The sequence below is a fragment of the Serratia sp. 2880STDY5682894 genome, assembly GCF_001537385.1.
Classification (GTDB): domain Bacteria; phylum Pseudomonadota; class Gammaproteobacteria; order Enterobacterales; family Enterobacteriaceae; genus Serratia; species Serratia nevei.
Genome location: NZ_FCJA01000002.1, coordinates 85,746 through 99,149, shown reverse-complemented (window position 1 = coordinate 99,149; position 13,404 = coordinate 85,746). Strand labels below are relative to the sequence as shown.

The following is a 13,404-nucleotide window of genomic DNA, read 5'->3' as shown; positions in this document are numbered from 1 at the left end:
CATATTAATCAACTTGGGTTTATCACTCATGCCATTAAGTGTTAATATTAGCGCATTACGTGCACGGAGAAATAGCATGTTCCCCAGTAAAAAACATTCACAGCGGGCCACCCCGCTGACCAGCTATCAATTTTCCCGGTTGCATACTTTCGAATGCGTCGCCCGTCATTTATCTTTTGCGCTGGCGGCGCAAGAATTGTCGATCACCCCCAGCGCCGTAAGCCACCGCATTAATCTGCTCGAAAAGGAGTTGGGCTTCCTGCTATTCCAGCGCTTTCATCGCAGAATTACCCTGACCCCGGAGGGCGAGCGCATGCAATGGGCGCTGGACAGCTCCTTCAACACGCTGAATCAGGAAATTCTGGACATCAAAAATCGCGAGCTGACGGGGACGTTGACCCTCTATTCGCACCCCTCTCTGGTGCAATGCCTGTTGCTGCCTCGCATCGGCGACTTTATCGCCCAGCACCCCACCATTCACCTCAACATTCTGACCGGGCAGGAGATCATCAACCTGGCCAACCGCGGCGTGGACTTGGCGATGTACTTCGGCAAACTGCCCTCGGGGCGGCATCTGGACGAGGCTTTTATGCAGGAATCGATGGTGCCGATCTGCACGCCGCAGTATGCCGCCGCACATAGCCTGTACGATGCGCCGGAAAACCTGGCCCACTGCACGCTGCTGCACGATCGCTACAACTCCGGCGAAGACGAGTGGCAAACCTGGTCGCAACACTTTGCGCTGGGGCTGGATACCGACAGCAAGAGCATGGAGTTCGACCGCTCCGATCTCGCGGTGCTGGCCGCCACGCGGCACCTTGGCGTCGCCATGGGGCGGCTCAATCTGGTGCAGGATTGGATCAAAAGCGGCGAGCTGATCATTCCGTTCACCGACATGACCGTGCCCTGCGAGCACTGCTATTTCACCTCGACCATCTCCGAGCGGCAGTGGCCGAAAATCCTCGCGTTTAAGCAGTGGATCATGAAAATCGCCCCTCTGGTCTGATGGCCAGAGGGTTAGCGCTCTATTTTGGGGGAATAAGAAAAATGCAGCGCGCAGGCGTAGAGCCGGCCGGCCTTTGAATAAGAGATATATTTGCGGTTTTTATCCCAGGTAAGCAGGGAATTATTGGCAAAATAATAAACTTCCAATTGTCTCCCATTAGCTAACCTCGACCAGCCTCGGCTTCTTATCACGGTAAAATCACCGTTATCGCTGAGCGTGATCAGCGGCACGCCCCAGGCATAGCGGGATATTTGCAGCTGAATAATGAATTGGCTTTCGCAGCTTATTTGGTAGTTCTGTACATCAACATCCATAATTTATATTTTGGGTGCCACCCTTCGGTCAAAATAAATAAGATAAGAACAACTCACCACGATTAATCCCAGCACGATCAGCACGGCCCCCAATACAAACTCAATTTGCAACGGCTCGCCGAGAATAACGACCCCCGCCAGGATACCGAATACCGGCGTCATAAAGGTGAGAATGCCCAGTGAGGAGGCCTGATAGCGACGCAGCAGCGAAAACCAGATCAGGTAGCTGAAAAACGACACCACCACGGTCTGGAACAGCAGGCTGTACCAGGCCACCGGGCTCAGGGTGAAATGCAGGTTTCCCGTCGCCAGCGCCGGCAACGACAACAGCACACAGGCGCCCGTCAGCTGGCACAGCAGCGTCTGTTTGGCCGGGCACTCCGCCAGGCGCGTGGTGCGGATCACCAGGGTAGAGGCTCCCCAGGCGATCCCCGCCAGCAGGCCGTAGAGATCGCCTTTCAGCCGTTCGGCTCCGCCGCTTCCCTCAGCCATGCCCGATATGGCCAGCACCACGCCGCCAAAGGCGATGAGCATGCCCAGCCACTGCACCGGCGACAGGCGCTCCTGAGGAAGGAGAAAATGCAGGCCAAGGGCGGAAAACAGCGGCGCGGTGTACAAAAACACCGCCATATGCGAGGCGCTGGTGTAACGCAGCCCTGCGGAGACAAAAAAGAACTCCAGCGCGAACAATGCCCCCACGCTCAAACCGGCGCACAGCGTGGCGCGATCCCAGGTGAAGCGCTCGCCGCGGCCGCGCGCCAGCAGGTAAACCGCCAACGCGGCGAGACCCGAGCGAATGGCGATTTGCAGCACCGCCGACACATCCGGCTCGGCGGCCTTGATTGCCACCTGTTGCATTCCCCAGATGGCGCATAGCATCACCATCGCGGCGGCAGCCCTGCCGTCGATTCCGATTCTCGCATTCATAATAGGGTTCTCGCCACCGTGAGAATAATAACGGGCAACCGTCGCGTTATTCTTTATAAACCACGATTTCCTGATAAAGCTTAATAACCTCACCATCGCTATCGACAGAGTCGGTATATTCCGTTTGCTGCGCCAGATGAATCACCCTCCATCCTTTACGCGCTAATTCAGGGATCGTCAGGCGCCCCACGCCGCGGCAGGTGAACAGGGTGTCATCCGACAGCCTAAGCTTACTAACCTCTGCATAATCATACGCTTGAGAATGACAAACGTGCGACTCCGCCGCCATCGCCGGCAGTGAAAACAGCCCCACTAACAACATTAACAGGTTTCTCATGGCGACCTCCCAATCGCTTATTCATGCCGGCCGATTACGCAGACAAAGGCTGACGTTAATACACCGGTAAAAGGCTCAAATTAATTACCTCTTGCACGGATGAAATTACAGGCTGGCGCCGGTGACTGACAAATGAAAAATATAAACCTTGGCGTTAAATGAATTCATCCGAATCGAGAAACATGAACAGCGGCCCTTTGCACCGCACGGAATGGTCAAAAACCGGCCAATAATTAGCAAGAAAAGTAATTATTTATGTCCCTGTTTATGTTACAAATGCCGCCCGCCGCTAAAACACCAAAAAAAACCGTCAAAATGCGCAAAAACGCAGCGTTCTGCGCAAAACATCGGCATGGCGGCGCTGATGGGGGCGGTCATACATAAAACAGGGATAACACATGGCAATGAAATTGCGCGTATTGACTCAAGCGGTGGCGCTGGGTCTGGCGATCGGCAGCGCGTCGTTCGCCGCTCAGGCGGAAATCACCCTGCTGAAGCAGGATCCACAGGCCGGTGATCCGCTCAGCCGCCTGAACTTCACCGTTGGCGGCAGCATCCGTCCGCAGTTCAACAACATGACGGGCGACGGCGACAAAGGTTCCTACAAGCGTAACGGCTTTGACGGCGGCACCCGCTTCCGTTTCGCGGCGGACTACTACCTGTTCGACGATATCAGCTGGATCAGCTACTACGAGCTGGGCGTAAACATTCCGGCGCTGTTCGACTGGGATCATCACTATGCCGACGGCGCGAGAAACACCAGCCGCCGCATGCTGTACACCGGCCTGAAAAGCAACACCTGGGGCCAGATGACCTTCGGCCAGCAGAACAGCGTTTACTATGATGTGGTTGGCGCCAAGACCGATATCTGGGACTACGACATGTTGGCCCAGGCGCCGGGCAACGGCATCAACGGCGACTACGACGGCTCTTACCGTTCACGCAAAATGCTGAAGTACAAGAACCGCTTCGGCGATGCGGACGTTTATGCGTCGTACCTGTTCAGCGACAGCGACTACCTGCCGGGCAACGGCCTGCGCTATAAGCGCAAAGGCGGCGGCTCACTGGGCGTGGATTACCACATCACGCAGGATCTGACCTGGGGCACCGCCTGGAACTACACCCGCGCCGAAATGCGCAACCCGTCCACCAGCGGCAGCAAGAGCTACGATCAGAACATCGTCGGCACCGCCCTCAGCTGGAAACCGGACAACTGGACCCTCACCTTCGGCGGCGGTTACTACCACGACTTCCTGACCACCAAGAAAGCCGACGTCAACAATTACTTCGCCGGCGATGCGTGGGGTATCGAATACCTGGCCGGTTATACCGTGCCGGTTGGCCAGTACGCGGTGAAATCGGTGATGCCGTACTTTATGGGCGATCGCCTGGAATACGTCACCGGGCGCAACTACCAGCGCATCGACAACGGCCTCGGGGTTACCGTGCAGTTTGACTACGGCTTCCGCGTTGACGTAGAGCACGTGCTGACATCGAGCACCGACAACCTCGGCGATATGACCGTGGTGCGTCTGCGCTACGATTTCTGATTGCTCAGAACGTAAAAAAGGCCGCGCAAGCGGCCTTTTTCGTTTATGGGCGCAGCGTCAGAAACCGCCGCGCGCCGAGCGCCCTACCGCTTCGCCCAGCTGCCATACCGCCATGGCGTAATGGGTGCTGTGGTTATAACGGGTGATGGTGTAGAAGTTCGGCAGGCCGTACCAATACTGGTAGCCGGTGCCGACGTCCAGCCGCAACAGGCTGGCTTCCTGGTTATCCCCGAGCGATCCCTGCGGGCTCAGGCCGGCTTCCGCCAGCGCGGTGACCGAGTAGCGGGTCTTGAAGCCGTTTTCCAACCCCGGCGCCTGGCCGTTGGCCTGAATCGCGACCGGCTCGCCTTTGGACCAACCGTGCGCCTTGAAGTAATTGGCCACGCTGCCGATGGCATCGACCGGATCCCACAGGTTGATATGGCCATCGCCGTTGAAGTCGACCGCATAGCTCTTGAAGGAAGAAGGCATGAACTGCCCATAGCCCATCGCGCCGGCGAAGGAGCCGCGCAGCTCGAGCGGATCGTCGCCTTCGGTGCGCGACATCAGCAGGAAGGTTTCCAGCTCACCGGCAAAGTAATCGGCGCGGCGCGGGTAGTCGAAGGCCAGCGTCGCCAGCGCATCGATAATGCGGGTTTTACCCATTACGCGGCCCCAGCGGGTCTCCACGCCGATAATCCCCACGATGATCTCCGGCGGCACGCCGTACACCTGCCAGGCACGCTGCAGCGCATCCTGATATTGATTCCAGAACACCACGCCGTTTTGCACGTTATCCGGCGTGATGAACTTGTTGCGGTAGCGCAGCCAGGAGCCATTCGGCCCGGTTGGCCCCTGGGTCGACGGCGTCGGCGCCTGCCTGTCCATCAGCCGCAGTACCGAATCCAGGCGCCGTGCCTGCGCCAGCACGTCGTGCAGCTGCTGCCGATCAAAGCCGTGTTCCTGCACCATCTTATCGATAAAGCGCGCGGTATTCGGGTTATTGGCGAAATCACCACCCAGCGGCGCGCCGCTGTGCGCCGGGCTCAGCAAAAAGCCGCCCTTTACCGGGGTGCCCTGCGGCGTAGCGGTGGGACTGGGTTTCGGCGTGCTGCTACAGGCAGCAAGCAAGGTAATCAGCGGTAAAAGCGCAACCAGGTGACGCATCGGATATCCATATAACCATGCAAGAGATAAGTGGGAGTTATGTTAATGCATTGTTCGGCGCGAACAAACTGGATTATGTCGCCAATTACCGCGTCAGGTAGCCAAACGTGCCAAATTGTGACGTTTTGCACGGTGAAAGGACGCCCGGTGCGGCCGCGCGGAATCTCAACCGCGACTAAATGAGAAAAATTATCACCTTGACGCCCCCTTTTACCCCGATAAAATGCCCGGCTGCTTGCCATCCGGCTATCGCCGCAATGATCACAACAATGGACTGTAATGGAATCTCTCGGACAACTCGCCAAAGATCTTTACCGTGGGCGCATCTCGCGCAAACCCTTTGTTTTCTCGCTGGCGATCTTCGCCATTGGCATCGTGTTGCTGTCGTTTCTGTCGACCTACCTGGATAAAAACCATTTTCGCGCCCATGCGCACGGCGATACCGAGGAATTCGTCTCGGTATTGCTGTACCTGCTGTGCATTATGGTCTGGGCGCTGTTCTGTTTCGGCCTGGTGACGTGGTTTATGGCCAAAACCGCGTTTCGGCTCAACGATATCGGCCTGCCGGGTTGGGCGCTGGCCGTGGCGTGCTATGTTTGCTCGGTGCTCAACAACTACTCCCCCGGCCCGGTGGCGCGCTGGCTGCCGCTGTTCAGCCTGGCCGTCATGATCTGCGCCCTGCTGTTGCCGCCGGGCGGGCTGCGCCGCAAGCCGGACGGCAACGCTGACGACTAACGCAGCTGCACCACCTTGTTCGCTGCCGGTTCGGCCGCCGTCAGCCTGCCGCTGACCTGGCTGATGCCGCCGCCGCTGTTATGGGACACCACGGCGATCGGCAAATGCCGCAGCTGCCGGGTTAACTCCGGCGTGATATAGCCGATGTGGGTGTTCGGTTGCTGTTTCCGCCAGCGGCCGGCCGCCCTGCGGCGGGAGAAATACTGGTTGTATTTGGCCCAGGCGATCAACGTGACGGCATTGAACAACGCCACAATGATATACAGCGAGATCACCTCCAGCAGCGACAGGGCGGAACCCACCCCGTGCTGATCCATCACCGACATCAGGCCTCGGCTGAACAGATAAAGGAAGCCGCACCAGGCAAAAAGCGTCAACAGGCTGTCTACCACGCGCGGCAGCAGGCCGCGTTCGGAATAAATCAGAACGTCCGTCATTCTTTGATCCTCCCAATGCCCCGATCGGGGCTGATCCAGCGCGCACGCCCGCGCCGAGCTTTCAACATCACTTTGGAAAACGCCACCAGCGTGGTCAGCAGGCTGAGCAGCCAATACACCAGCGGATACCAGATGATCCAGAACAGCGAGCGGCCGAAGCCCTTCTCATAGCGCTTCTCCAGCAGCAGGCTGACGGTGAACTGCAGCAGGCACACCACGCCCAGCACCAGGCCGGTAAACGCCGGCGTCAGCAACGAGTGAATGCGAATGCCCTCCGGCAGCGGCACCGCCAGCCCGACCAGGAAAATCAGCACGCTGACCAGGTAAGTGAACGCCCACAACGTAGAGAGGCAATACTCGGCGAACAGCAGCCACATATGCCGGTGCTCCCAGGCCCACAGGTTGCGCAGATTCTTTAAAAACACCTCGGCGCCGCCCTGCGCCCAGCGCAGGCGCTGCTTCCACAGCCCGCGCAGGGTCTCCGGCATCAGGATCCAGCACAGCGCCCGCGGTTCGAAGAAGATAGCCCAGTGCTTGAGCTGCAGCTTCCAGCTGATGTCGATGTCTTCGGTGATCATGTCCTGGCTCCAGTAGCCGACATCGGTAAGCGCTTGCTTACGAAACGCGGCCACCACGCCGGAGATGGTGAACAGGCGGCCATAGACGCGCTGCGTGCGCTTGATAAGGCCGATGATCGACGAAAACTCACCGACCTGGATGCGGCCGATCAGCGTGGAGCGCGTGCGGATGCGCGGGTTGCCGGTCACGGCGCCGACGTGCGGATTGGCCAACAGCGGCGCCACCAAATAGGCCGCCGCATCGCGATCCAGCAGCGCATCGCCGTCGATGCACACCAGAAACTCGCTGCGCGCCGCCGCCGCGCCCGCCTGCAGCGCGATCGCTTTGCCCTGATTTTGCGCCAGATGGATCACCCGCAGGCGGGGGAACTCCAGCGTCAACTGATCCAGCACCTCGGCGGTGTCATCGCTGGAACCGTCGTTGATGGCGATCACTTCGATATTTTCATAGCGCTGCGCCATCGCCGCCGAAATGGTTTCACGCGCGTTCAACCCTTCGTTGAAACAGGGGATCAGTACGCTGATCGACGGGTTGCCCGGCAGCACCGGCGCGGGCATGTCCGGGCTCCAGCGCCAGTGGCGCTCGCGGTGCAGCCAGAAATAGATGCCGCCGGCGATCCAGATACCGGACATGAACAACGGCCAGAAAAACACGAAGTTGAGCAGCACTTCGCCGGTAAACAACAGGACGATGCCGAAAGGCACGCTCAACACCAGACACAGAATAAATAAGGCAATTAAACGATCGGTCATGGCAGTGGGAACCAGGCTGAGGACAACACCGGGCGAACGGCATCCAGCTTAGGCCGATCGTCGAGGAAGTTGTCGGGGTAATAACCAAAGCTCTGAGCGCCATTGCGCTGCAGGCGACGCATCCATTCGGCCAGCAGTTGACCGTCATCCAGGCTGATCCGGCGCTCCTTGCGCCAGTCGACGGCCTGCAACTCAAACACCGTTTTATCGAGCGCGCCGGGGTAAGCGGCCACTTTGCCCACCAGTTGATCCAGCCAGCGGCCGCTGTCGGCGCGCGACACGTTTTCCATCAGCGGCATCGCCATCGGCGCCACCCAGTCGTAGGCCTGCAGGAAATCCGCCAGATTCTGGCCGAACCAGGCTTCGCTGGCGGGATCGAGCACCGGCATCGCATAGATGTTGCGCGCGGTTTGCACCTGCGGGCCGCGGATCGCCCGCACCCGCTCGGTCAGCGACTGGGTAAACGCGATCAGCGCCCGGCTCTTGAAGCGCGTCCAGCGCACCATCTGCTGCGGATCCTGGCGTATCGCCGCCACCGAATCGGCGAAGCCGGCCTGGCGGTAGGCCGCAACGGCGTCGGGGCCGGCGTCCTCGAAGTCCGACAGCAGGGCATCGTCGTGGAACAGGATCCCTTTGAAGGTGGCGTGGGCCGCCAGATCCTCGTAGATCTCACCGATGCGCTGGCGCGCCACCGGGCTGAACGGCGACAGGCGGCGGTACTGCTTGTCGTCTACCGACAGCTGCCCGCTTTGCGGATCGAGGCGCTGTACGCGCGGCACGTCAGAGCCCAGTTCGAACGCCAGCACCGGCATCCAGGCATACACGGCCACGCCGGTGCGCGAAGAGAGCTGCCAGGAGACCCGGTTGAACAGGTCGGCCTTCATCGGCAGCCAGCGGTTGGGGAAATAGAGCTCGCGCACGTTGCCGTCGCCTTTTGGATCGGCGAACGCCTGCAGGAAAACGGTATTGATGCGCAGGTCGTAGATGCGCTGGATCAGCTTGTCGAGGTTTTTGGCCTGCTGCTGCGGATCGGGATCGTAGAGGTAGTCGAGATCGACGTGCGCCACCCGCATGATCTGCCGGTTCTGTATCTGCGTCAGCTGCTGGGCGAAGCTCGTCAGCGACGGGTTACCGGCCACCAGCATGCGCGGCACGTTTTCAGGCGCGTTGACGTCTCCCAGCCCGTTCTCCAGCGTCAGCGCCATGCGGTAACCGTGCTTGCGCGCGATGTCCAGCGCCACGCCGCCGGCCGCGCCGTACGGCCAGACCCACACGCGCGGCGCCTTACCGGTGGCGGCGGTGATGCGCTGGGTGATCAACGCCACGTCCTTCTCGATGCGTTGGCGATATTCCGCCTCGCTTTCGTAGCGGCCCTGTTTGGCGTCGTACAGCCGATTGGCGACCGCCGGTTCGGTATTGCCCTGCGGGTTGGCGATGCCGCCGTAATGCGACGCGTAGGTGTGCGCGCCGATCTCCACCAGCCCGGAGTCCGACACCTCCCGCACCTGCTGCCAGGTGAGGAAGCGATCGCGCGGCGTCATCAGGCCGCCGAAATCGACCGGCTTGCCGGCCGGCGCATCCAGCCAGACGCCGACCGGCGCCAGCACCGCCGGCCAGTTGTAGGCCTTCAGCAGCGGGAAGACCCGGCTGTAGAAGCTGCGGTAGCCGTCGTCGAAGGTCAGCAGCACCGCCTTGTTCGGCAACGCCGGGCCGCCGTTTTGCGCCTGCAGGATCTGCTCGACCGACACCGGTTGGTAGCCGTTTTGCTTCAGCCAGGCGAACTGTTCGTTGAGCGCGCTGGTGCGCACCGACATGTAGCGCTGGTCCGCCGCGCCGTCTTCCACGTCGTGATACGCCAGCACCGCGTAACGGTTGGCCGGCCAAGGGCGTTCCATCGGCCCCACGGGGCGCTCCGCCGGCGGCGTGAAGCGCGGCACGTCCGCCTGGCTGCAGGCGGTGGTCAGCAACGCGGCCAACACGAAAAGCGAGGATCGAATAAGCATGATTATTCCTTTAAAAACGATAATTCAGATCAAACGTCACGCCGATGTTCCGCTCGCGTTTGCCGTCGTACGGATGCTTCTCAAACTGCAGCATCGCGCCGGCGTCCAACACCCCGTTCCAGCTGATGCGCTGGCCGTAACCCAGCTGGGTGATCGGCTTGTGCGCATAGTCCCGCTGCCAATAGCTGCCGGCACCGGCCTGGAACTGCTGGCTCCACTCGGTCTGATAATGGCGATACAGGGTGTGATCGAGCGTTAACGACGGCAGCAGCGTGAAGTCGCGCTTCGGGTTGTAATACGGCACGTTCTCCTGGCTGTTGCGGCTGCCGGACAGCGTCAGGTTCATGTCCAGCCGATAGCGGGCGCCGGCGAGCAGCCGTTGCCGCCCTTCCAGGCCGTATTCCAGCCGGTTGTTGCCGTCCGAGAAGTGCGAAGGCGCCACGCTGGCGCGCAGCTCGCGGCTTTCGTTCTGCTGCCAACGCAGCCACAGGTTGCCGCCGTTGGCGCTGATGCCGTTGGTCAACGCACGCAGCGGCGTCTCGGCCGACAGGCGCGCCACCGAACCGCCGAGGCGCCATTGATCATTCAGGTCATACCAGGATGAGAGGCGCAGGCCGAGCTCATTGCCGTGGCCGTAGTTGCGGTTGGCCACCTCGGCCTCCAGCCACAGATCGCGCGAGCGCCACTCGGCGCCGGCGCTGAGATCGCGGTTGATGCCCTTGCCCTCGTCGAACTGGCCGGTGTTGAATCCCCAGCCGGTGAACAGCCGCCAGTTGTCGTCGATCGGCGGTGAATAGAGCGCGGCGTGAATGCCAAAATCGTGGCTGCCGCTGACCGGCCCGTCGGAATCGATGCCCTGATTGCCGCTGATGCGCAGTTCAGACATGTGGTGAATGCGTCGCGAACGTTCAAGCTGCTGAGCGGCGACGCTTTCCGGCGCGCGCTGAATGACATCGTCGGCCAGCAAATCCAGCTGGCGCCACTCCTGCAACGCCTGCGCGACATAGCCCTGCTGGATCTCCAACGGCAGGCTGCGCGGCTCCAGCCCTTCCACCTGCTTGAGCTCATCCTCGGCGCGACGCGGCCAGCCGCGCGCCAAATAAACGCTGGCCAAGGAGATGCGCAGACCCTGATTGCCCGGCGCCGTGCGCGCCAGATGGGTCAGCTGCCGTTCGGCCTCGGCCAGATCGCGTTGATAAACCCGCGACTGCGCCAGCAGCGATTGGCCGACCAGCCAGTCATCGTTGTAGGCCAGCGTCGGCAGCTGGTACAGGCGGGTCGCGTAGGGATAGCGCTGGCTGACGCGCTGCGCCAGCAACGCCGCCTGATCGATGCGTTCGTTCTCCGCCTGCGCGTAAAACAGATCGGTTTCGTCTTCGGCGGTCACCGCCTGCGGTGCGGCGGCGTTCAGGCGGCCGAAAATGGCCTGCGCCTTGTCCGGCTGCTGCAGATAGAGGTAGGCGGACGCCGCCCAGCGCTGGGCATAATCCGGCACCGTGCGCCCTTCCGCCTGCAGGGTTTGATACTCGCTCACCACGTCGGCCATTCGATAACGCGCCAGCAGCGCACCCAGGCGATCGATACGCGCCTGTTGGTAGCTGTCCTGTGCCTCTGGCAGCGGCCGCCACTGCGTCAGCAGTTGGTCATAGCGCGCCAGCGCGCGGTCGGCGATGACGAAACGTTCCTGTTCGCCGCGAGCATCGATAAACGACAGCCGCACCAGTTCGGCGGCTTCATCCGTCTGCAGGCGGCGCTGCTGCGCGGGCGGCAATGCCAGCCCCTGGCTTTCACGCAGCGCCGGATCCGCGACCCGATTCGCCGCCAGCAGCGTCACGTAATAAGCCTGAATTCCGGTGTCGGACGGCGCCAGCGCACGAGCATGGGTGGCGTTTTCCAGCGCCGCCCAGCTGCGGCCGGCGGCCTGGTCCACATAGGCGCGCGTCAGATACCACGTCGCCGGCTCCAGCAGCTTCTCCGCTTTTGCCGCTTCCGTTTGCGCCTGCACATCCTGCCCGGCATCTGCCAGCGTCATCACATAGCCACGCTGCAGACCGCCGTCGGCGGGAGCGAGCTGCAACGCCGCACGCCAAAGGCGCAGCGATGGTTGCCACTGCTTCAGGTTGCGATAGGCGCGGGCCGCCGTCGCCAAACTGGCGCTATCCCGCTGCAGCGCAGCGCCGTCGGCACGCCAAAGCGCGACCACCTCTTCATCGTGGCCGGCCCAGCCGGCCACCTGGATATAATCGGCTCGCTGCTGCAGGCTCAACCCCTCCTGAGCGCGCCGCTGCGATAAATACGCCAGCACCGGCGCGGTATCACCCGACCTGGCCTGACGGATCAGCGCGTCATAGCGTTCATCCGCCAGCGCGGCGGCCGGCAGGGATAAACCGATAAACAGCAATGACGCCGCATATTTGGTGGCGTGGCGTTCGGTAAAGCGTAACGAACGCGAGTTAACTTTAGGCACGAGGTATTCCTTTAATCCGTGAGCTGCTGTCCTGGCAAAGTGGAAATGCGAGCAGGCACCCGAAAAATCGGCTAAGGCCGTCGGGTAATAAGCATGGAGTAATGAATATTTCTGTCTGGCGCACGCTTAAATAGAATCGAATGCGCCTTTGCCTAAAAAGAGTATTTTATAAATCTGCCGATGAATACCGCAGCCAGGTGATATCTGAATGAAAATGGAATTTCACAATTGTTAAAAAGTGAAATAATAAAAATTAAAACCATAAAAATCATAAATATACATTTTTATCATGATCAATATTCTCATCTTCATCCCTTCGTGTGAAATTGTATAAAAACCGACGTGATATTTGATTTCAATTCTCATTATCAATCATTAATGGGGATGTTAATCCAAGCACCTAATTAAATAATCTTTCTTTCCGTAAAAAATAATAAGAATATTGCTAACAAGAAAATTAAATTTGCCTGCTAATAATTATTACTTTCAATTTAAATTCCCCCACGGCGACGTTCATGCTGGCTATCTCCCGGGCATGCCGTCACAATAGCGCCTCATTCAGGCTTCAATCAGGGATTGCCATGTACAGCCACTACCCCGCCCATTACACCTTCGATAGCGACAGCGACGCCTGGCAGATCGGTTTCCACGACTTCCCCGAGTGGCAATCGGCCTGCTATAAACGCGAAGACGTCGAGCTGGAAGCGCAGGAAAGCCTGCTGGCCGCCATCGCCGCCGCGATGGACGAAGGGCTGCCCCTGCCTGCTCCTTCCCCGCTGCAAACCGATGACTTGAGGGTACACCTGTCGGTGCTGGTGGCGCTGAAGATCGAACTGCACAACGCCATGCTGCGCAAAAACACCGGCAAAGCGGAGCTGGCACGCAAGCTGGGATTCAACAGCGGGCAAATGGAGCGGTTGCTGGATCTCGGCTACGCCTCGAAGGTTGAGGCGTTGGAGCAGGCGCTGTATCTGCTGGGCTACGAAGTGCGCGTGACAATAAGCGAAGTTTGCCAATAAGTTAGCGGCAGGTAAGCGAAATATTATCCGATGGGGCTAAATTTTCCCCATTGTGCGCCGATATGATCGTTACCTAATCACTTGTCGCAACAACGAAGGCTAAAAATGGAGTGGAGTCGCCGTCATATTTGG

General features: G+C 59.9%; 12 protein-coding genes. 4 read left to right on the top strand and 8 right to left on the bottom strand.

The genetic code is table 11. The annotated features are described in order from the left end of the window. Positions 1-76 precede the first annotated feature (76 nt). Complete coding sequence (gene dsdC / locus AWX27_RS05250; RefSeq protein ID WP_033648097.1) at positions 77-1,006, top strand: DNA-binding transcriptional regulator DsdC; 930 nt, start codon at positions 77-79, stop codon at positions 1,004-1,006. 11 nt (positions 1,007-1,017) lie between these two features. On the opposite strand, the gene AWX27_RS05245 is transcribed toward dsdC, so the two are convergent. From AWX27_RS05245 to AWX27_RS05235, 3 genes are read right to left on the bottom strand one after another with little or no spacing between them, the layout of a single operon-like run. Further along, positions 1,018-1,320 (bottom strand): hypothetical protein, encoded by a 303-nt coding sequence (locus AWX27_RS05245; RefSeq protein WP_060419942.1) that lies wholly within the window; start codon positions 1,318-1,320, stop codon positions 1,018-1,020. Between the two features lie 3 nt (positions 1,321-1,323). Next, positions 1,324-2,247: a DMT family transporter gene (locus tag AWX27_RS05240; protein ID WP_060419941.1), complete on the bottom strand. Its 924-nt coding sequence runs from the start codon at positions 2,245-2,247 to the stop codon at positions 1,324-1,326. A 46-nt stretch (positions 2,248-2,293) separates the two neighbouring features. Further along, positions 2,294-2,584, bottom strand: a complete 291-nt coding sequence (locus AWX27_RS05235; RefSeq protein ID WP_049200124.1) for a hypothetical protein — start codon at positions 2,582-2,584, stop codon at positions 2,294-2,296. 398 nt (positions 2,585-2,982) lie between these two features. On the opposite strand from AWX27_RS05235, the gene AWX27_RS05230 reads away from it, so the two are divergent. Beyond that, positions 2,983-4,134 carry a porin gene (locus AWX27_RS05230; RefSeq protein ID WP_038876548.1) on the top strand — a complete coding sequence of 384 codons (1,152 nt, stop codon included), beginning with the start codon at positions 2,983-2,985 and terminating at the stop codon, positions 4,132-4,134. A 57-nt stretch (positions 4,135-4,191) separates the two neighbouring features. Here the strand turns inward: AWX27_RS05230 and mltB are convergent, their stop codons facing one another. Then, positions 4,192-5,280: a lytic murein transglycosylase B gene (gene mltB / locus AWX27_RS05225; protein ID WP_038876549.1), complete on the bottom strand. Its 1,089-nt coding sequence runs from the start codon at positions 5,278-5,280 to the stop codon at positions 4,192-4,194. A gap of 279 nt (positions 5,281-5,559) precedes the next feature. Between mltB and AWX27_RS05220 the strand changes: the two genes are divergently transcribed. After that, on the top strand, positions 5,560-6,015 hold the full coding sequence (locus AWX27_RS05220; protein ID WP_060419938.1) for a DUF805 domain-containing protein: 456 nt from the start codon (positions 5,560-5,562) through the stop codon (positions 6,013-6,015). On the opposite strand, the gene pgaD is transcribed toward AWX27_RS05220, so the two are convergent. The 4 genes from pgaD to pgaA are packed head-to-tail and all read right to left on the bottom strand — an operon-like array spanning position 6,012 to position 12,253. Continuing rightward, positions 6,012-6,452 carry a poly-beta-1,6-N-acetyl-D-glucosamine biosynthesis protein PgaD gene (gene pgaD, locus AWX27_RS05215; protein WP_060419934.1) on the bottom strand — a complete coding sequence of 147 codons (441 nt, stop codon included), beginning with the start codon at positions 6,450-6,452 and terminating at the stop codon, positions 6,012-6,014. The two genes, AWX27_RS05220 and pgaD, sit on opposite strands and share 4 nt — an antisense overlap. Beyond that, positions 6,449-7,783, bottom strand: coding sequence for a poly-beta-1,6-N-acetyl-D-glucosamine synthase (pgaC, locus tag AWX27_RS05210; RefSeq protein WP_038876552.1), 1,335 nt, complete (start codon positions 7,781-7,783; stop codon positions 6,449-6,451). Before pgaC ends, pgaD begins: the two co-directional genes overlap by 4 nt. Continuing rightward, positions 7,780-9,786 (bottom strand): poly-beta-1,6-N-acetyl-D-glucosamine N-deacetylase PgaB, encoded by a 2,007-nt coding sequence (gene pgaB, locus AWX27_RS05205; RefSeq protein WP_060419930.1) that lies wholly within the window; start codon positions 9,784-9,786, stop codon positions 7,780-7,782. The genes pgaC and pgaB overlap by 4 nt, the downstream gene beginning before the upstream one ends. A 10-nt stretch (positions 9,787-9,796) precedes the next feature. Then, on the bottom strand, positions 9,797-12,253 hold the full coding sequence (gene pgaA / locus AWX27_RS05200; RefSeq protein WP_072265428.1) for a poly-beta-1,6 N-acetyl-D-glucosamine export porin PgaA: 2,457 nt from the start codon (positions 12,251-12,253) through the stop codon (positions 9,797-9,799). Positions 12,254-12,834: 581 nt separating this feature from the next. Here pgaA and AWX27_RS05195 point away from each other — a divergent pair. Beyond that, positions 12,835-13,272 (top strand): type II toxin-antitoxin system HicB family antitoxin, encoded by a 438-nt coding sequence (locus AWX27_RS05195; RefSeq protein WP_060419926.1) that lies wholly within the window; start codon positions 12,835-12,837, stop codon positions 13,270-13,272. Positions 13,273-13,404 lie beyond the last annotated feature (132 nt).